This window comes from Runella rosea (assembly GCF_003325355.1).
Lineage (GTDB): Bacteria > Bacteroidota > Bacteroidia > Cytophagales > Spirosomataceae > Runella > Runella rosea.
Map to the genome: position 1 here is coordinate 42,021 of NZ_CP030852.1, position 20,489 is coordinate 62,509.

At 40.3% G+C, this 20,489-nt stretch carries 11 protein-coding genes; 3 read left to right on the forward strand and 8 right to left on the reverse strand.

Features of this window, described 5'->3' with window-relative positions:
• Nucleotides 1-454 precede the first annotated feature (454 nt).
• Together DR864_RS28845 and DR864_RS30120 are read left to right on the forward strand one after the other, a co-directional pair.
• Nucleotides 455-1,681 (forward strand): ice-binding family protein, encoded by a 1,227-nt coding sequence (locus DR864_RS28845; protein ID WP_114070612.1) that lies wholly within the window; start codon nt 455-457, stop codon nt 1,679-1,681.
• Nucleotides 1,682-1,742: 61 nt separating this feature from the next.
• On the forward strand, nt 1,743-1,889 hold the full coding sequence (locus tag DR864_RS30120; RefSeq protein WP_205319308.1) for a hypothetical protein: 147 nt from the start codon (nt 1,743-1,745) through the stop codon (nt 1,887-1,889).
• A gap of 51 nt (nt 1,890-1,940) precedes the next feature.
• Here DR864_RS30120 and DR864_RS28850 read toward each other — a convergent pair whose 3' ends face one another.
• On the reverse strand, nt 1,941-3,917 hold the full coding sequence (locus DR864_RS28850; protein ID WP_229599616.1) for an asparagine synthase-related protein: 1,977 nt from the start codon (nt 3,915-3,917) through the stop codon (nt 1,941-1,943).
• Nucleotides 3,918-4,060: 143 nt separating this feature from the next.
• Here DR864_RS28850 and DR864_RS28855 point away from each other — a divergent pair, with 143 nt between their 5' ends.
• On the forward strand, nt 4,061-4,774 hold the full coding sequence (locus tag DR864_RS28855) for a hypothetical protein (RefSeq protein WP_114070613.1): 714 nt from the start codon (nt 4,061-4,063) through the stop codon (nt 4,772-4,774).
• Here DR864_RS28855 and porU2 read toward each other — a convergent pair.
• The 7 genes from porU2 to DR864_RS28890 form a co-directional block, all read right to left on the reverse strand.
• On the reverse strand, nt 4,758-8,042 hold the full coding sequence (gene porU2 / locus DR864_RS28860; RefSeq protein ID WP_114070614.1) for a putative type IX secretion system sortase PorU2: 3,285 nt from the start codon (nt 8,040-8,042) through the stop codon (nt 4,758-4,760). The genes DR864_RS28855 and porU2 overlap by 17 nt on opposite strands.
• Nucleotides 8,043-8,691: 649 nt before the next feature.
• On the reverse strand, nt 8,692-10,590 hold the full coding sequence (locus tag DR864_RS28865; protein WP_114070615.1) for a histidine kinase dimerization/phosphoacceptor domain -containing protein: 1,899 nt from the start codon (nt 10,588-10,590) through the stop codon (nt 8,692-8,694).
• Nucleotides 10,591-10,603: 13 nt separating this feature from the next.
• Entirely contained in the window at nt 10,604-11,347 is a 744-nt protein-coding gene (locus tag DR864_RS28870) for a LytR/AlgR family response regulator transcription factor (protein WP_114070616.1), read from the reverse strand.
• Between the two features lie 238 nt (nt 11,348-11,585).
• A complete protein-coding gene (locus DR864_RS28875) occupies nt 11,586-12,761 on the reverse strand; it encodes a PP2C family protein-serine/threonine phosphatase (protein ID WP_114070617.1) in 1,176 nt (391 codons plus the stop codon).
• An 81-nt stretch (nt 12,762-12,842) separates the two neighbouring features.
• Nucleotides 12,843-13,739 (reverse strand): sensor histidine kinase, encoded by an 897-nt coding sequence (locus tag DR864_RS28880; protein WP_114070618.1) that lies wholly within the window; start codon nt 13,737-13,739, stop codon nt 12,843-12,845.
• Between the two features lie 23 nt (nt 13,740-13,762).
• Nucleotides 13,763-17,560 carry a sensor histidine kinase gene (locus DR864_RS28885; RefSeq protein ID WP_162794285.1) on the reverse strand — a complete coding sequence of 1,266 codons (3,798 nt, stop codon included), beginning with the start codon at nt 17,558-17,560 and terminating at the stop codon, nt 13,763-13,765.
• Between the two features lie 22 nt (nt 17,561-17,582).
• Nucleotides 17,583-20,471: an MFS transporter gene (locus tag DR864_RS28890; RefSeq protein WP_114070620.1), complete on the reverse strand. Its 2,889-nt coding sequence runs from the start codon at nt 20,469-20,471 to the stop codon at nt 17,583-17,585.
• Between the last annotated feature and the right edge of the window lie 18 nt (nt 20,472-20,489).

Genomic DNA, 20,489 nt, shown 5'->3' on the forward strand with positions numbered 1-20,489 from the left:
AAGTTTATTATGGGTGTCCCAAACGTAAAATGAGTTCCACTCATTTTACAGGGCTAGTCGAATTTAACACTTTAAAAAAGTGTGATTTATATAATTATTTTCTGGAAATATGTAACACAAATTATGCTCCTAAGTTTGACATTTGTATTATGTCTGTTTATAGTTATGCTATCGTTATGGATTTACTTGAAGTAAATACTTCTGCGAAATTGGATTCCCCGTATTTTTCGACTTTCTACATCATTAATTGAACCTGCAGCTTACCCAATTGCTTGAAGAGTACTCAATTACGACTGTATCACAACAAAACAATTAAAAATGAGCTATCTATCCGCTTATCGATTTTAAAACTGCTTTGGCCCATTTTTTATCATTGTACTTTTTGAGGGAGTATTTATTGCATTATTTTTTTTGTCAACAGGTTTAAGAGAATCACCATTTAATTTAAAAAAAAATGAAAAAAAATTTATTTCTAATTCTAAGCGTATCCACCTTGGTTTGTTTGAAAAGTTTAGTTTTTGGACAGGCTCCTAATCTGGGGACAGCCTTTGACTTTGCATTATTTACGGCAAATGGGGCTTTTACGAATACGGGGGCATCAATGGTCATTGGTGATATTGGTACTAATGTGGGGGCTTTTAGTGGCTTTCCTCCAGGTACAGTAGTGGGAAACATTCGTTTGCCAGGTTCACCCGAAGCAGCGCAGGCCGCCATAGATGTAGTATCGGCCTATAACTCTTTGAACTCACGTCCTTGTGGTACAATCATTGCGCCCGAATTAGCTGGGCAAACATTGATGTCAGGGATAGTTTACTGCCAAAATACGGCCGCTCCTACAACTTTAAACGGAACCTTAACTTTAAGCGGGACTGGGATTTTTATCATAAAGTTAAGCAGTGCTTTAACGACCGCAACTTCTTCATCAATTGTTCTGATTAACGGTGCTACCGCCAACAATGTGTTTTTTCAGGTAGATGGAGCCGTTACTTTAGGGACTGGCTCAGTCTTTAAGGGTACTATACTTGCACAGGGTGCTATAGTCCTGAATACTGGTGCTTCCCTTGAGGGGAGAGGCCTTTCAGTGGCAGGGGCAATTACATTAAACAATAATTCAGTGACCAATGTAGCGCGGCCATTACCCGTTACTTTGGTGTCTTTTACTGCCAAACCCCTTTCAAATCAAACAGTTGACTTGGCTTGGACTACATCGCTGGAAACCAATAACAAAGGTTTTCTCGTGGAGCGCAGTAAGGAATTGAGAAATTTTGAAAAGGTAGAAGAAATAAGCGAAATCGCTGCCAACAGCAATTCCTTGAAAACCTATCGCCTTGTGGATCGAAAAGCGTATTCTGGTACCAGCTATTACCGATTGACACAAACCGATCTCAGCGGTAAAGTGACGGTCTATCCAGCTATTTCGGTTGTTTTACGGGAAGATGCCTACGGGGTATTTCCTAACCCCGTTGTTAGTGAGGGAAGGTTTACCCTGCGTTTAGACGAGCCAGAAACCGCTTTGGTCAATCTTTATAGTATGGAAGGACGTTTGCTTCCCCTTCAAAAAATTGGAGTCCAGTCTGGTAATCTTATGTTAAAAGCTACTAGCAAGATAGCCACTGGTGTGTATATTCTCTCAGTAGTGGAGCGAGGGCAAACGCGGAATCACCGCGTGGTCGTCGAGTAGATGTTATAAATTTTCAGTTCAATTTTTATTGTCCACCATCCACTACTAATAAAACTCAACCATGAATACTAAAGGTCAGTATTTATCAGCTCCAGCCTCTAAAAAGGCGTATAAAACCCCCAAGTTAAAAGTCTTGGGTAAAGTAAAGAAAATGACTCAAAAACTTGGGTCGGCAACCGATGGTTTTGGCGGTTCTTTTGAAGGTTAACCAAATGTATAAGTGAAGAAGTTTTACGTTTGATATATTATATACCCATAACTACCTAGCATTTTTGGCTGAATCTAGCCAGAGTGCTAGGTAAATAATACGACTCAACAGCCAGTTGTACCGGGTTTTTCTTTGCATTGGCACTCGATGCTCAAATACAACATTCACGATTTTTAAAAATAGGGTGCGGTCAATCACCTCCCAAATGGCATGACTTGGCGATTTAAATTGCTGATGCGCTGCCAAATAGAGTTGCTGGGCCGAAATCGTACCGTATTCCACAAAGTTGGCTTTGGTAAGTCGAGAAACAATTTGAGAAGGCAGAATCGTTTGTAAGCCATTCCGAATCAAACCACGTCCGCGTCCATGATCAAAGCTGATTTTGGCAGGGGTCGACAGGCCTAACTCTACAACATTTTTGTCGAAGAAAGGAAACGTATATTGATGGCCGTAATAAGCACCAATGTGATTTAATTGCTCATTACAGATTACATTGGTTGTATTAAGAATTTGATTGGTAGAAACATTAAACTCCGACGAAATAGAAGCGCTCAATGCTTCGGTAGACTGAAGCACTCTTGCAGGTATCTGCTGTTTAAACTCAACACTAAATGCATTGTCAAGAAGGTTTTGATGAACAATTTTAGCCTTGACACGCTGAATGCAATACGCAATAATGGCCGATGTAGAGATCCTAAGCGCCTGTTTTGTGATGGATAATGCCTTTAAAAAAGTACTAAATGGATGGGAGCGGAACCGCTTGGTTATATTGCCTCCAATGATGTGCAAGGCGTATTTTTCGTATTTTGAATGAGTGCTTAAGTCTCCGTTGTTATTCCCTAAAAAAGCCAGATTTCGCTCAGTGTATGAGATATATTGCAGACAGGCCAGGCGTAGTTCTTGCCAATCACTGGTGTCTATTAAGTAATCCAAGTACTCAAGACCGGTGGTGATAACACTGTCGCCGTCGTGCCCCGTGAGCAAACAATCACAACCCAGTTGTTTGGCCTTTATCGAAACACTCAGGTGAAAACTGGACGGAATGATAAAGTGGTCGGGGCGGTCAAAAAGCTGATTGATTTTCAGTACAGCATCGAGCACGTCAGCGGTGGGATGTACGGTGTGGTGTTGCGTATGGTATTGCTTCACGACAGCTTCCACAAACGTAGATTCATCAGTCGAAGCCAGCCCTGTGTCAATGTTGAAGGTATGAAGTGAAGGGCGTTTTTGCTGGGTGAGTAAAGATTGGGCGATACAACTGACCGATGAAGAATCCAAACCACCGCTCAAATGAGCGCCAATGCTCATTTTACCTTTTATTCGGGCGTCAATCGCGGCGGTAAAATGTTCTTTAAACAACGTTGAATATTCTTCGGGGCGGCTTATTTGGCTGAACTTTCCAAGGTTTGGGTTCCAGTAAGGTGCTAAATGTACTTTTTCGACATTGACTTCAAGAAAATGGCCCGGCAGAAGGCTGTAGATATTTTCGTAAAAAGTTTCTGAACTATAAGGTGTATACGTAGTACTCCAGGTTAGGTACTCCCTGAATTTATGTCTGTTGGGTGTTACTACTATTCCCGCAAGCCCAATCAAAGCTTTAATTTCGGTAGCAAAGGCAAAAAAACGACCCGGCTGATGTACATAGTAAAAGGGCATAACGCCCAGAATATCTCTTGCGCAAACCAGCGCCTGTTGGCGAGTATCCCACAAGGTTAGGGCGAAATCAGCATTTAACTCATTGAACGAAGAAAGGCCATTCTGAAGAAAACTAGAAATAAAAAGTTGATTGATTGACGGGTTGGGAAAATCAGTATGCACCACGGCGTAAATACCAGCGGCATTGTTTGATTCAATTGTATTTCCAAACGCCAGCAGTGCTCCTTGGTCAATGATTTGACCCGATACCTCTCCCCGGTGCCTTAGCCTTTGTTTAATATGTGTGAGGTCTTGGGCAGAAACCGCCTTACCATCAAACCGAATCATTCCCGCAATCCCACCCATATTCATTAACGAAAAAAATAAAGACAATACGTGCGCTTTTAGCTCTTCAAGGTACTGATTATCCCCACGGCAAACAATCTTCTGCTGGATTATGTCCTTGTAATATCTGCATTACTTTGTTATCTTTACCCAAGGTCGCTTTTAGTAGCTGTTTATCAATTGTTTAAACGATGTTTAAGAAACACAATTTGTGGTTTTTTTTCCTGCTGTTTTTCCTTGGCTTGTGCGAAGGATGTCGGCAAATGAACCATGAACCCACCCCCGATGACGCGGCTTTTTTCCCCCTACAGGTTGGTGATTATTGGGTGTATCAGGTGACGCAGGAAAAGTATTTGGCCATTAAATCATCCCTAAAAAGTAGTTATCAATTTCAAGAAAAAATTAAGAGTTCATACCTTCAAAATGGTCAATTGTTTTATCTAGTTGAAGAGTCTACCCGGCAAACGGAGCAGTCTGCTTGGAAGCTCACGGGCATCCATACGGTTTATAAAAGCCTTTCGGAAGTTGTTAGTCAAGAAAACAACGTGCCGATGATTGAATTGGTCTTTCCCATTTTACTTACTACTTCTTGGAATTCTAATTTGTACAATACCCGCCCCGATACTAAACTCCAATATCAGAATCAAGGTAAAGCGTATAGAAGGGGGCCTTTGGGGTTTGATCGTACTATTTCAGTGATGGGAGACAATGATTCTACCTTGGTCAATCAATCAAAATATTTCCGGATTTATGCCCCAAATATTGGTTTGGTGTACCGTGAAGATGTTGCTGTTGCCTTTTGCCAGTCGTCGTCTGATTGCATCGGCAAGGGCATCATTGAGTCAGGTGCAACAATGAAGTGGGAATTAATAGCGAGCAACCGATTGCTCAATACAACCAAATAAGTTTTCCAGTATGCATTTCTGCTTGCCCGTTTTTTCGGATTAGCCGTAATTTATAGATGTAATGCCCGGGGGCTTTTGCCTGCCATAGAAAAGTGTTTTTACCAGCTTCGACGGGGTAATTGCCATCGAAAACAAGTAATCCCAATAGGTTATAAATGGTCAGTCGCGACTCGGTCGGCAATTCCTCTCTGTTCAGGTTCAATTCAAACTTGACATATGAAATGGCTGGGTTCGGATAAGCCAAAAAAGTAATAGGGGCATTGGGGGGTAAGGGGTTGAGTGTTAGCGTATAGGGGTTTTTTGTTCGATTACCTGAGGCATCTTTTCCAAAAATAATGAGCTGGTAGGTTTTGTCTTCATCGAGGTCTAAATGGGTTGAGGCTCGCAGCCGATTGTCCGAAAAAGCGGTAATTTTCACTAATTCTGGGGATATTTTTTGAGGGCTACAGGTACTGCACGCCAACAAAAAAACCTCAAATGCACTTAAATCACTGGCCGACAATGGGTTCTCATCCACGAGATAAATATCTACTTTCGGTTTTGGGTCAACGAGGGCGTAGTTTTCTTTCATGACCCCGTTAATAAAAACACTAAGTACTGGGCTGACTACATCGGGTACAAGATTGGGTGGAAAACTGTTGCCCGTTGCCTGCGTCCAATCAATCAGAAGGGTGGTGGTATTGTTGGCTTTGTTCAGTTCAATAAAATGGTTGTTGGGGTCAATGCGTACTTCAATTTTGTTCAATATAGTATCCGTTGGTATGGTATGATACACCGTATCGCGGTAACGAAAACCGTTGACTAGAATTATTTTTTCGGTGGAGACTTTTCCCGTAATTTTCAATAACAATGAGACAGGTCGATCGGGCACGAATTTGCCTAAATTACTGATGGGAATTACCACTCGAATCGAATCACTGTTTTTGAGCGTACTTCCCGTGACCGAAGATTGAATGTAGATATCTTTTTGCGCCACGGCAAAATCGGGGCTTGATAATGGATATGGGATAAATGCGGGGTCTCCTTGAAGCACCATTTGCAACAAAACTGATACGTCAAAAGCACTAATGCTCTCTTTTTCAAGGTTTTCGTTCAGGAGTTGTTGGGTTCTGCCTAGCGATAACCCAAATGTGTTTACGTTGGTAAATAAATTGCCGTAAAGTTTAGTCAAGTAGCGGGTGGTGGGTGCTTCGTAGCTATAGTAGGAGTGGGCGAGTACTGCTGCCGCCCCTTTCTCAGGGGCCAACAGCCAGTCGGTAGAGAGGGTATTAAAACGGGAAAAAATCTCCCCAACTCCACAACCATTAAAAATCATGAGGGGATAAAATCGGTTACGGAAACCATTCTCTGGCGGTGAAGCAAAACCAAAATTTAGGTCGGTGATGGAGGGCCCCGCGTGGCCAATAAATGTAATCAAGCTGGTGCCCTCATTGACAATCGGAGCAATATCAATGGATTCTACCTTTTCGTAAGGATTGCTTTTGTGGAAGGATGTTATCTTTCCACCCACAAATCCGTTTCTAAATATATCTCCCAGATGTTGGATTGCGGCCTTCAAACTTTGCGCTTCGTCGTGGGTTTTTCCACCGCTGATGTGAACGATGTTTTTACGCCATAAACCCTCAGAAAATGTTTCCTCCAACTGTTTGAGTTTGGCCAGATAGGACAGAACCTGCTCGTCGGTAGTTACGTTGAGTCTTCCTGTGGGTATGGCGGGGGTATTGGCCGAAAAGCCTTTTAAACCAGACGTCAACAAAATATCGGAGCCTGGATAACCGATTGTCGGCACTAAATCATCGGCGGCAGTTTTGACAAAATAGGGATAACTACAGGCTTTACCGATTAGCAGTAAATTTTTTACCGCCGTATTTGATAGCATAAAATCCGCAAAACGACGTATGGCTAACGGACCCCGCTCGCCGTAGTTAAACGCATCATAGAGAGAATCAGCCTCTACCATGAGTATCTTGTGCCCTCCCCCGATCGAGGAGGCACGGTAGTCGGCATAAGCTTTGGCTGAGTGTTTTAGCGAAGTATGGGTAATAATCACGTAATCTGTTGATGCAGAGAAGGTCAATTGAAATTTGACTGGCGCAATCCCCATTGGTTTCAACGACTGAGTCGTCAACAGAATGTCGCGGTTGCGGGTTGTTTCATCGACCACTATCTGCGCTTGGCCGTCACTAATTTCCAAAGTTAAGAGTCTGCAATTGGATTTGTCGGTTATGTCATAGCCTGTGGCGGTCGTGGGCACATTTTGTACCAAAAGTAAAGCAGACTGACGGGCGTTGGCCAGAAGGTGAAATACCTTGGAGGACACCCCCGCCATGTCGAAGGCCTGCGGATAGGATAGTTTTACGTAGGTAATTGAAAATTGATTTTTAATGTTGGTTTTTTTGGGCTCAAAACGTACGCTAAGGCGTTGGTTGAGCACCGAACTTGCCGCAATGGTGGTCTGGAATGTCTGGCTCATAAATCCCCAAAAATCCAAGGAGGGCAGGGTGGTTTGGGGATTGGTGTCTACTTGAATCTCAATTTGATGAAACAGATTATCCCGACCGTTGATCATGCCTTCCAGTTTGATGGGCCAATTGGTTTCGATTTGATTCACCAATTTGAAATGAACTACACCAATGGAGTCAGAGGTCAGGAGGTTTCCAGACCATCCCTCTCCAGGCTCAAAATAACTTTGTTGGAGCGTAGGTTCGATTCCTTTCAAACTGTTAAAAGTATATTCTTTTATGAAGGCTTGGACGGTCTCTTCAAGGTGGAATTTTTCAAGGATAAGGCCTTGTGCGGAGGTATTTAATTCCAAAATTCGTTTGCCAGCAGATGAAGGATGGATGGTTAGGAAATAGGCAGCAACGTCCGAAAATAGCGTTTGATAGGGGTGTAGCCTTTTTTGTGGCCGATAGAGCAGCGAATCTTGACTCCCGTCGTTTCCTTCGCCGTAGAATTCAAGGTAATCAGTGTCTTCAAAAATCCCGTTTTGTTGGCCTACAATGCGTATGGCTATTTCCTTTCCTCGCCAGAATAATTGCCAATGAATAGGGTTTGTCTGGAGAAAAGTAGCATCTGCGTTTTTAATATCCTGATAACTGATACGATAAATTCCCGATTGCGTAATTGAAAATTTTAAATATTTCTGATTGGGCCTAATCCATTCGTTGACCAACTGACTTTGAGCATTTAAGGTCAGGGTATTGAAACACAACCACGCTAGAAGTATTATTTTTACACTTTCAAAGTGAAACAATGTTTTACGCATAACTCAGGTTGTATATTAAAGTGGATTCTGGATTACCCAGAAAAGTGCAAAAATGAGATATTTGTAGTATTTCGTGTATAGAACTTAAATGTATGCTTCATGACAAAACTAAATTACTTTGATTAATGAAATATGAGGTAGTCCTTGTGTCGATAGCTATCATGTATTGTTCACTGTACTTCTAATTCTCCTCCAACACTCAATTACATAGAAAGCTTTAACAAGGTAGACATTTTTTTTGGATGGTAAGTATCAGAAAATGGCTCTCCCTAAGGGGTAAATACACTGGCGGTTCAAGTTTCAGCCTTTAACTGACCTTGAAATATTAAAACGATTATTTTTTTGGTAGAAGAAGCCATTGTCTTGGCTGTCTGTGAGGGTGATTTTTAAAAAAAGGGAGGTTGATTATTTGTTAAAACCGTGATTTGTTTATACCAATGTCTACTTAAACACATAGTATGTAAATAGTTGGTATCCAAATGGTTGTCTTAGTTTGGTTAGGTGCTTGTGTAGTAAAATTTAATAAAAAATCAATTATTCAGATTCTGTGGTAGTATGTTCCCAAGATTTGCATTTTGGTTTATCTTGAAGTAAATGGATAAATTAAATCTGACTTAATCGAAAGCCATCGTTTAATCGACTAAATTTATTAAATCCCTAACACCGTGCGATTCCCCAAGACCTTTTCAAATTGGAGAAAGGTTGAGTATCCTTCCGTTGTTTCAATGATTTTGGATTCTCCTTTGAGTTTTTTACTTAAAATCTTTACCAGATTCAATCCAAAAGCGGTTCCATTATTTAATTCTGGGGCTTTGGCGGAGCCAATACCATTGTCTTTTACTTGAAGGCAGAGTTTGCCATTTTCCTCACATAATGAAAGTTCAATCTCGCCTGTTCGCCCCTCTGGGAAAGCATATTTAAGAGAATTGGTTAATAATTCATTAACAATGAGGCCAATAATCATGGCGGTGTCGACGTCTAAATAAATCTGATCTAGCTTATAATTAATCTTCACTTGTTCGGTGGTAATCAAGCCAAATGAATCCAATAACGAAATACCTAGATTTTTGAGATAATCGTTCATATCAACCGTTCCTGGATTGACTCCCATGTATAATTTTTGGTGAATCAGCCCCATCGCTTCCACCCGGTTTTCACTTTCTCGAATGGCTTCCAAAGCCACTTTATCTTTTATGTATCTACTTTGAAGATGCAATAAACTGGAAAGAACTTGAAGGTTGTTTTTCACGCGGTGATGAATTTCTCTTATCAGATACTCCTTTTCTTTATTGCGCTGGCGCAATGTACGAATGAGTCTGAAGAGCATCAGGCCACCAATTAACATGAGGCCAAGGAAGGAAGATAAAGCCCAAAGTTTTATCCTATCTTCCGATAGTTGCTTATTTTGTAAGGCAATTTGAGTCTCCTTCTGCTCGGATTCATATTGGGTTTTTAAACTCGAAAATTGAGTGCTATTCTGAATACGGAGCAGACTGTCACCGATATAGGATGCTTTTTTTTGAAAGTAGAAGGCAGAATCGTATTGGTTAAGCTGGCCATAGGCTTCGGCCAGAAGTTTATAATTATCTACAGCCTGTTGGGAGTGAAATGTTTTTTTTAGAAGTTTTTCATTTTCAAGGAGATAAGGCAAGGCATCTCGATATTGCTCCATCAGTTTGTAAACCTGGCCAATATTGCCAGTAACCGATGAGGTGAGCCAATAAATTCCGCTGCGTTGGGCTATTTGAAGACTTTGGTTGTAATCCGCTAGGGCGGATGAATATTGTCGCTTTTTTATGTAAGTATTGGCTCTACTATTCAGTGAAAGAGCAATATCAATGTCGTAGTTGAAGAGGCGCCTGATTGCTAGACTTTCGTTATGAAATGCCAACGCTTTTTGAATGTTACCAGACTGCAGCCAAGCATCCCCGAGAATTTGGGCCGATGTGGAGAGGTCCCTTAAAATATTTGATTGTTTTTGTTCATCGTACGCTTTTTGAGCATAATTGATTGCGTCTTCCAATTTATTCTGAGAAAAAAAAACGAAGGCTAATTCAGAATTAGCCTTTGCAATACCAATGGGGTCATTGAGTTTTTGATAAATTGTAAGCGCCCGAAATCCGTAAAGTAGCGCTTTTTCAAAATTGCCCAGATTGTTATATACCCAACAGATTTTACCAAAAATTCTGGCTTCCCATTTTAAATTATTTTGTTTTTGGAATGCGTACAAAGCCCGATTGTAGTAATAAAAGGCAGAATCGGGTTGGCTTAAATTCGCCCCAGCATTTCCTAGATTAAATTCAATTTTGGGTATCCATTCTAGGTGGTTATTTACTTTAGCAATATGGTATGAAAGATGAAAGATTCTTTTTGCCCTTCTGATATCGGTGTTGTTTACAGATTCAGCTAAATTATATAATTTTCTGATTTTAAGTAGGTTATTATCCAATAACAAAATCTTTTTCACAGAACTATCAGGGAGAGTATTTTGTGAAAAAACCGAAAAACTAAACAAAAAAGCCAGTGTTTTGAGTAAAGTTTTTTTCATTATTGAAATGAAATTAAGAAATTTTCTTTAAACGTCCCATGATTTCCTCTCTGGCTGATTTGCTGACGGGGATTTGATGTTTACCAATATAAAGTGAAAGGTCACCAATTTGCTCAACGTGATTCAAATTAACGATAAAAGAACGGTGCACCCTCAAAAATTCAGATAGATTGCTGAGGGTTTCACTAAATTTACCCAAGGTTTGTAAAATTTGAATCTCTTTGGTTCGGGTAAATACTTTACAGTAATAATCGTTGGCTTCGACCCATTGGATGTCCTGAAAAAACAAACGTTCCATGCCGTTTTTGACTTTGACAAAAAGCCGGTCTTGAAGAACGTAGGCACTTTCATTTTCTACAACATCAACCATTTTTTTTGTTTTCTCCGCCGATTGAATGATGGCCAACTCAATAGCATGTTTTAAATCCCGACCACGATAAGGTTTTGAAAGAAAAGCCGCTGGACCAGTGGTTTTTGCTTTTGAAAAGGTGATTTCATCGGAATTTCCCGTTAAAAAAATGATTGGGAATTGGAATTTTTTTGAAATCTGCCTTACAGTTTCAATTCCATCCCATTTTCCCGACAGCTGTACATCCATGATTAGTAAATCTGGCGAAGATTTTTGAATGGATTCATAAGCGTCTTCACCATTTTCGAAGAGCCCAATCACTTCATAGCCCATTTCTTCAAGGCGGTCTTGGAGGTCTGCTCCAATTATTGCGTCATCTTCAACAATAACGATTTGAATAGCATCCATGATTTACTTAAAGTGTTGAGTAAAAATGTCAATGTTACCTGTATACTAAATGAGGGCCCAATTAAGCCATTTTAAGGACAAAGAACATTCTTTTGTGTACGAAGGGGCTAAAAAATATATGCCAATCGGTGTTTTTATTTATACAAAAAAAAACAGACCTCGAAACTATACCTAAAAGGCGTCGTTTCGGGCCTGCTTTTTTTTTAATTTTATTCACTTAAGAAACGAAATTTGTCCCTTAATTGCCGTTGAATTGAATGGTCAGTACGGTGATGTCATCAAATTGTGAGTTTTCCCCGATAAAATCTTTCAAGTGCTGACGAATGGACTTGTTGATGTCTTGAGGCAAAGGCGCATTAACAAATGGGGTTAAAACATCCTCTGCTCTATGGGTTCCGAAGCGGTCACCAGCCGTATTATTGGCATCGGTTACCCCGTCAGTGTACATAAAAAGAGTATCGCCTGGGTTTAAAGTCAGTACTTGTTTTTTATAGTTGTAGTCGGGATCAATACCGAGGGCCATACCTGTTGTTTTTACGACAGGTTCAACTCCCTTATCTTTTCGTAAAATAAAGGGTGGTTCATGGCCTGCATCTACGTATTCAACCACGCCCGTCTGTAGATCCAAAATACCGACAAAGGCGGTCACAAACATAAAAGAGTCGTTGTCCTCTGATAAAAATGCGTTGACTTCTTTTACTTCGTCGGCGATATCTTCATAATTGCGGTGTAAAAAATGGGTTTTGAAAATGGCTTTTGTAATAGCCATAAACATACAAGCGGGCACACCTTTGTCCGAAACATCTCCGATGATGAAGAAAAGGTGATTTTCGTCAATCAAGAAGAAATCGAATAAATCTCCTCCCACCGATTTAGCAGGTTCCAAAAATCCATGTAAATCCAAGTCTTTTCTCTTCGGGAAAGGTGGGAAAATCTTGGGCAACATTGATTGCTGAATATCACGGGCAATGAGCAAATCATTCTGAATCGAAACCAATTGGTCGCGCTCTTTTTCATGCTGAATTACCATTTCAATGTATCCAGCGGTTTTATCAATGGTAATGTCTAAATCATCAAAATTGATGGGTTTCGTAATAAAATCAAACGCCCCGAGGTTCATGGCCCGGCGGATGTTGTCCATATCGCCGTGGGCCGAAACCATCACCGCTTTTATCCTTGATTTTTTTGATTCGTTGAGGTGCGACAAAAAAGTCAGCCCGTCCATTTCGGGCATGTTGATATCCGAAAGCACAATGTCGATGTCGGAATGTTCAGTCAACGCTTCGAGGGCTTCTACGCCATTGTGTACAAAAATGAATTCGTATCTTTTTTCACGAATTTGTTTTCTGAATCGAGTTTGGATGAGCATTTCCATATCTAATTCGTCATCCATACTTAGTATCTTGATTGCCATTGTCGTGGTAATTTGAGGTGAGTTTTTAACGTTTTAATTAATTGGGTTAGGTTCTAATAGGTTTCAAAACACTGATATATTTCATAATGTCAAGGGAATTTGAAGGGTAAATTCGGTAAAATTACCCGCCTCAGAGTCTACACTCACCGTGCCTCGGTGCATTATATTTACAATATCACGGCTCAGTGCTAACCCTAATCCAGTGCCTTTACCAACGGGTTTAGTCGTAAAAAAAGGTGTAAACAGTTTTTCTTTAATTGAATCTGGAATTCCTATGCCGTTGTCTCTGATTTTTATCTCAACCATATCACTCAGCCGTTTTGAAGTGACGATGATTTGAGGCGCGTACCCTTCAATCTGCAGTTTGAGTTTTTCGTTGATGGCGTAGCAGGCATTATTAACCAAATTAAGGACCACCCGACTGATTTCGGTGGCGGAAATTTTTACCATTTTTACTTTCGCATCCAATTGGAAAACCAACGACACATTGAATGTTCGGTCCTCACCTCGGGTGCCTTGGTAGGCAAGTTTGGTAAATTCTTCCAATAAAACGTTTAAATCAGCAGGTTCAAATTGGGCATCTTTATTTTCAGTTCTTGTTTGGGCTAACATACTTTGAATGATGCGGGTGATTCGACCCCCATTTTCCCCGATTTTTTGATTGAGACCATATAGTTGGTCAAGTAAAAAAAGCAAATCCTCCTCCTCTTCGGTTAGCTGAACATCCTTTCGGTTGTCAAAAATCTCCTTTATTTCTCTAATCAGGTCAATAGAGAGTTTAGAAAAATTGTTTACAAAATTAAGCGGATTTTGAATTTCGTGGAGAATTCCTGCCGTTAACTGACCGATTTCTGCCAATTTATTCATTTGCTTATACCGCTCCTTCAAGGCTTCAATGTCATGCTCAGATTGGTGATTTTCTTGGTGTTCTAATTCACCTTTTTTTTCAGACTCAATCGTTTTATTGTCATTTTCCATATATCCTTTTGATTAAAAGAGGCTTAGCTGAGCGTTGGTAACGTAATAATTACTTCGGTAAACTCACCCTCTTTGGAATTGAGTTCTATTTTTCCTTTATGGAGTTCAATGATGTCTTTGGTCATAAAAAGACCCAATCCGGTGCCTTTTGAGGTGGGTTTGGTTGTAAAGAAAGGACTGAAAATTAGATTTAAATCACGTTGTGGTATTCCTTTACCATTGTCTTTGATTCTTAACTGAACTTCGCCGTTGATTAATGTAGTCGTTAATTTAATTTGTGGGGAAAAATTTTTATTGATTTTACTTTTTTCAAATAAAGTGTAGAGGGCGTTATCTATTATATTGGAAAGAACATCCCCAAACTCAGGTGGAAGAATCCGTGTTTTAAGCGATTGTTGTTCGAGTTCGATGAGTAATTCACCATTAAAATCCCTGTTTTTTTGAGTAAAGTCGTGGAAAATGACTTTGGCCCTGCTTTCAATAAAATAATTCAAATCTGTTTCAAAAAACTCACGTGATTTTTCTTTGAGCAATTTTTGCATGTCCTTGACAATGCGCGTGGTACTGTTTCCGTGGTCATAAATTTTAGTAATACTATTTTTAAGTAGTGTCAACGAATCTTCAAATTCTTCTTGCAAATCCTGATTGAGACTCGCTTTGTTTTTTTCGAGCAGCTCATTTAGTTCATCAATCAAAATAGTTGAAGATTCAGAAAAGTTGTTGATGTAATTTAACGGATTTAAAATTCGGTCAACAATTCCTTTTGTCAATTGACCCACTGAAGCCAGACGTTCCTGTCGAATCAACTCCTCTTGGGTATTTTTAAGATTACTCAGGGTGTTTTCGAGGTCTTCCAGAATGCGAGTTTTGATGTAAGCAGCAATCAGGTGTTCCTTTAAGTTTTTAATCATGTTGAAATCCCTTTGATCAAACGCGTTGGAGCGGACGGAGTTTTCGAGCGTGATAAAACCTTCAATGTGATTATCTACCTTGATGACGATGGCTATCATGGATTTGGGAGTCACCAACGAATCAATCGGGGTATTTAGTTTTTCATAACTAATGTCGTTCTTAAAATAAATATCTTCGTAGACCTCAATGGCTTCGTAAATATAGCGATTTTCGGCTTCTTCGAGGCGTAATTGCACAGATTCTACTGTCGATAGTTCATTGAACCCGTAAAGTGCTTTGAACTGATAGCCATTGGTTTCTTTATTGAAAATCAAGGCACTAGCACAGTCCATGTTACGAATGATTTTCAAACGATTTAAGACGGTTTGAAACAAATTCGCAAAGTTGATTTCAGTGTTGATGGCCTGAACAATGAAATCGATTTTTTCAAGCTGGTCATTTTTGGTAGTAAGCTCTTCAGATTGTTGTTCCAACTCTACTTTTTGGGTCACAACTTCCTCGGTACGTTCGCGAATGAGGTTTTCGAGTTCCAGTTTTTCACGAACCAATACCCGCAATCGCCAACGAACGGAGTTATAAATAAGCGCTCCAATCAGCAAAATATAGGCCGCAATGGCCCACCATTTTAAATAAAGTGGTGTAGCTATCGAAAATTCTACGATGGCTTCCTCACTTTGTTTTCCGTAAATATTGCGAGCTCTTACCCTAAATTTATAATTGCCAGGGGGAAGGTTGGTATATTCCTTTTGAGATTGCGTAGTCCAATCTGACCATACCTTATCAAAATTTTCGAGGTAGTATTGAAAGCTCAATACTTCGTTGACGTTAAAACTCGGGGCTGAAAATTCAAATTCTATGTTATTATTCTTGGGCTCTAACTGAATTTTAGGCACAGACAAATTATCAGTGATTGCGGCTGTATCTGTAGGGTAACCGTTGAAAAGTGTCTCTTCGCCTTTGACTGTTACTTTTCGAATTAATGCGGAAAATGGACGTTGGTATTCTTGGCTAAGGTTTAAATCAAACCGAATCAATCCTTCTGAGCCTCCAAACCAAATCAAATTTGAGTGGTCTGGATAAATAACATTGAAAGGTATATCAGAAATCGGTAAAAATGCAGTATTCGTTGCCTGATACGGCTTATTGGGTTGACCAGTTGGTAGGTAGGATGTAATAAATTTCTCGTCGCCGCGTGTGGTCCATATTTTTCCGCTCCCGTCTTCCAAAATTTTTCCGTTCCAATATACAGTTGCTGCGCTATCGGTCTGAAAAAGATTGTATGGCTCGAATTGGTCTTTTTGCGGTTGAAACCGAAAAATTCCCTTTTGATTATAGGCAATAAGCCCTTTGGAGGTGTTGGTGATGCGATTATACGACAAGGGAGGCAAGCCGTCTTTGGCGGCGTACTTTTTTTCTTCGTTGGTTTGAGCATTGATTTTTATGACACCGTCAGATAGCGTTTCAAGCCACAGATTCCCTTTTTCGTCTTCTGTTATCCCAACTATTTGCTCGTTGGTTTTACCGACAAGTCGGTAGTTTCGGCCACCACCCGCTAGGTTTAACATCCCCAGCCCATTTTGCTGTCCCACAAAAATGACGGACGGATTGATTTTAGATACGTAAACACACAGCGAATAAAAAGGAGTAAGTTGCTGAGCACCACGTTCTGAAACTAAAAATAAGCCTCTGTTGGTGGCAGCCAGAAGCCCATTGGGGGCTACAGCCAAGTCAAAACAGCCTGCATTGAGGGCGGCAACGGGCCTGACGTTAAAATTGTCGATGTAAAAAAGGCCATTAAGTGTCCCTGCATATAAGCGTCCATTGGCCCTTACCACGGCTTTTACTTCGCCCTTCAAGTTACTAAACTCATTGAATTTCTCAATAGGAGAGTCCACATCAATTTGTACAATACCGTTATTGAGGGCTAACCACAAGGCACCGTCACGGTTGGTGAACATGGCATTGACGAGCATGTTTTGCAGGTAGTCATTGTCTTTTATTTGGTTTTTTATTTGGCCATTTTTAGAAATAATGACGATGCCAGCATTTAAGGTTCCAATGGCGAATTGGCCATTTCTTAGTACAGTTCCTGCGGTAGTTTGATTGGTAATTAAATGGCTATTGGCTTCACAATCAAAGACTTTGATGGTATTATTGGATAATTTAAACAACCCTTGGCTACTCGTTAGCAACAAGAACTCATTATTTTCTAATGGAAATACGGCGGTTAGGTCAAAAAGCGTAGGAGTGAGGGCTGTTTTTGCGATTGGAATCAAGTTTTGGCCCTCCAAAAACTGGGGCCCTCCGTTTTTTAGAAATAAGATAATTTTTTGATTTTCATAAAACGAAGACAAAATGGTGCCTTTTACTCTAAATTCTTTGAGGCCTTTGGATGTGAGTAGAAAAACGTATTCTTGTGAGATAAAATATACACCCGCCTTTGTTTGAAATATATTCAGAATTTGGCCAAAGGAGGTCTTAATGGCTTTGCTTAAACTTTCAAAATAGAGCGTTCCAGTACTATCTGGTTTTAAATACCCAAACTCACCTTTTCCGCCCACAAACACCCGCCCGAACTCACTCACACACAGTGCCGAAACTTTAGTGATGTTTTGGGTGGGAATGGTTCGCCACGAAACCCCATCGTACTCAAGCACTCCCGCAAAATTTCCAAAATACATTAAACCCCGTTTATCCTGCGCTACGGCAAAGTTTTGCCCGTGGGCGTTGTATTGTTTCGGATTAAACATCCTGCTGAGGGGTATTCCCTTTTCAGTAGCCTGTTTGTTGTATTGTCCCCACGCTCCACCTCCCCACAGTAACAAAAGCCACATGGTTATTCCACGGGCAAAAACAGCTATTTGGCCTAAACTGTTTGGTTGTTGATAGGTTGACAATAAGTTTTTCATTGATTGTTTTATACTGGACGGTTTAGGCTGTTTCCAAAGTAACATCCTCTTTGTAAGCAGTATTTTCGGCAATAAGATTATAAACTAAATATGGGTCTAAAAGAAAAATAGTGCTGTCTTTCAGGGCATTTACCGATTGAAGATACACCGTTGGCGGTGGTTCTGGTTCGCGAAACCAATACCCGCCTTCGCTTATCCATTGCTGATTACCATCAGTTTCGAGCAGTTCAATTTCGCCTTCATACACAAACAACAACGGTGGGCCTGCCGTACAATATCGATCCATGAGGAGGGTTTCGTAGGAAGTCAATTGAAGTTTTTGTAACGAAATGGTCATAGGTAGGAGCGAATCAGCGGGCAGTTTTTTTAATAAATCTATGGTCCGTATGGCGTTGAGTTTATTGATTAATAAATCTTCCTTTTTAAATCCGTGTTCTATTTTTTTGCAAAGGTCTGTTCGATGGCAATTGGGTAAAAACGCGGCCGTTTCCTTAAACTCTTCAAATGTCGTAGGGTATAATTGATGCAAAACATAAAGGGCCGTTTCAACAATCACTTCGCTGTTTGAGTGTGCGCTAGAAATTAAGACGTATTGATTTTGGGAGTTTGGAAAATGCAATAAGCTTTGAATTGCGGAGGCCTTTAATTCACTGGAAAGCTGCGCAAAATCCCGGTTAATAATGTCAAGCACACGCTCTTCAGGAGATAAGTGTTGTTGTGGATAATTTTCGCGGCATTTTTGCACTTTGTCTTCAATCGTGTCTTCCTCAAAAATAGGGGCTAATTTTACGCGAAGGTCTTCGGTTAGGGCCATCGAAAATACTTCCTGTACAAAGCCTTGCGTCGCTTCGTTATTGTTTTCGTATAAATCTTTAATTAAATCAAAATCCTGGTCTACAATCAAGACATTGAGTAAGTTAAATAGTTTTGGGGCTGTTTGTTTGGTTTCTTCTTCCAACGAATTGAGTAGCGGGGCTAATTCTGGCATTCTTCTAATGTCAGCCTGTGCGGCCATCAGCCAAACGACAAAGGCAGCCTTTTCGTCAATTTCAGCGTTGATGTGGGTGCGTTCGAGGACCGTTGCGGTATAACGATTTTGATTAAGTGCCTCAAACACCCGATCTCTGATGTGGGGATCGGGATGGTTCATTTTGGCTCTTAAAAAACGAGTTGAAGATAGTGTGTCGATTTTTTCAACAATACTGATGATTTCTTTTTGGGTTGCACGGTCGTTTTCTGTGCGGTTAAAAAAACGCTCCAATTCTCCCATTACTGGGTCACCGATGGACGCTAAAGCGATTTTTGTGGGGAGTTTAAAGTAGTTTGACGTGATATTATTCAACAAATGTGGCCATAATTCCATTTTTCGGATGTTTCCAGCGGCCAGCAGGGCCGCCCGTTTTACGCGGGGATTGGTATCCTGCATAAGCGCATCAATGTATTTGAATGCATAGTACCGGCCTGAGTTTTCAAGAAGGGTCACCGATTCAAGTCGTTCTTCGGGCAAGGGAGAGTTGGCCATTTTGATGACGATATCGAAATCGGTTTTTTTACCAGCATCCTCCATTGGCATCACTGTTTCTGTGTTTTTTTTATCGCTCGAACTTTTACGTTTTGCAGATTCTTTCAACAGATTTTTCAACACGTTTCGGTAGAGAGATTGGGTACTGAACGCAACCCATAACCACACAACTAGTATGCCTACAAAAATGTAGGAAAGATAAACGGTGTCGATGAACGTAAAATAGGTCAGACCTAAAAGCAATACACCAGCTACAATATTTCCTCCCGCTTTGGGGCCACCTTCAATCCTGCTCTGTAGTTCGAGCCTTTCCTCTGGATGTATGGGTTGGAAAAGCAATTGGTAAGAAGGGTCACTGATGGATTTTCGGACCGTACTCATCGCAAAACGGCTCATGACGATAAATGCAAAAAACACGTAGGTGGTACCATAAAAGGTCCCATAGACGGCTGCAAACGCATAAAAGATGGTCAGAACCAAAGGTAATACGACCAAGCCGAGTTTTAATCCGTATTTTTCAATAAAGCGTCCGTACAGTAATGTTTTGATTAACAGCTCAATAATGGCGCAAAGTCCAAAAAATAACCCTAAAAAACCAGTTAATAATTCTTTGTCTGGAAATACTTTTTTGGATTCGACGGCAAAAATAAATTCAACATAAAACAACCCCATTACAGGAAATAATGCCAACATAAATACGGCGGTATAATACGGGGATTTGAAAAAATAATTGAAGGTTTTTTGTTTTGGTTTTTCTTTTTCACGCGAGAAAATGGAAAGTTCTGATTTGTATCTTTTAGAAATCGTTACCATCAAAACCAAACAAAAGACTAGGGTGCCGATTGATAAATACAACAATCCGTTGGTATCGATGAATTGTAATAAAAGAGGGACCGATAAATAACTTACAATGGAAGAAATGACGTCGCCAGTGGTGATAAAACTAACAAGGCGCTTGGCTTGTTGTAGATTGAAAATGCGGGAAACAATGGCCCAGAAAGAAATTCCGTTGACAAAAACAAAGACGCGGTTCCAGATAAATAGAAAAAAGTAAATCCATTTGTTGCCCGTAATAAAGTGACCAACAAGCAATGCAGTTACTGAAATAATCAAGAAAATAATCAAAAACAGTGCGATTTTTGAGAAGTAAACGCGTTCTTGAATTTTAGAAACAATGTATCCTAATGCATAAACAATGATACCACTGGCGATATACGCCTTTGGGAGCATGGTTCGGTCAAAACTATTTAGAAACAAAGACATCGTTGCGGTATAAAAAATAGCAACGGATACCCCCATAAAAAAAGAGTAACGCATGAAAGGGTTGACAACCTTGAGGTCGCCTTCTTTCAAGTTCATCAGGTGATATAGTCGCTCTTTTTTTAACATAATCAAGAAAATTTAAAA

Excerpts from the sequence above, each read along its gene's own strand:
- DR864_RS28845 (WP_114070612.1), top strand. The coding sequence starts at position 455 with ATGAAAAAAAATTTATTTCTAATTCTAAGCGTATCCACCTTGGTTTGT.
- DR864_RS30120 (WP_205319308.1), top strand. The coding sequence starts at position 1,743 with ATGAATACTAAAGGTCAGTATTTATCAGCTCCAGCCTCTAAAAAGGCG.
- DR864_RS28855 (WP_114070613.1), top strand. The coding sequence starts at position 4,061 with ATGTTTAAGAAACACAATTTGTGGTTTTTTTTCCTGCTGTTTTTCCTT.
- porU2 (WP_114070614.1), bottom strand. The coding sequence starts at position 8,042 with ATGCGTAAAACATTGTTTCACTTTGAAAGTGTAAAAATAATACTTCTA.
- DR864_RS28865 (WP_114070615.1), bottom strand. The coding sequence starts at position 10,590 with ATGAAAAAAACTTTACTCAAAACACTGGCTTTTTTGTTTAGTTTTTCG.
- DR864_RS28870 (WP_114070616.1), bottom strand. The coding sequence starts at position 11,347 with ATGGATGCTATTCAAATCGTTATTGTTGAAGATGACGCAATAATTGGA.
- DR864_RS28875 (WP_114070617.1), bottom strand. The coding sequence starts at position 12,761 with ATGGCAATCAAGATACTAAGTATGGATGACGAATTAGATATGGAAATG.
- DR864_RS28880 (WP_114070618.1), bottom strand. The coding sequence starts at position 13,739 with ATGGAAAATGACAATAAAACGATTGAGTCTGAAAAAAAAGGTGAATTA.
- DR864_RS28885 (WP_162794285.1), bottom strand. The coding sequence starts at position 17,560 with ATGAAAAACTTATTGTCAACCTATCAACAACCAAACAGTTTAGGCCAA.
- DR864_RS28890 (WP_114070620.1), bottom strand. The coding sequence starts at position 20,471 with ATGTTAAAAAAAGAGCGACTATATCACCTGATGAACTTGAAAGAAGGC.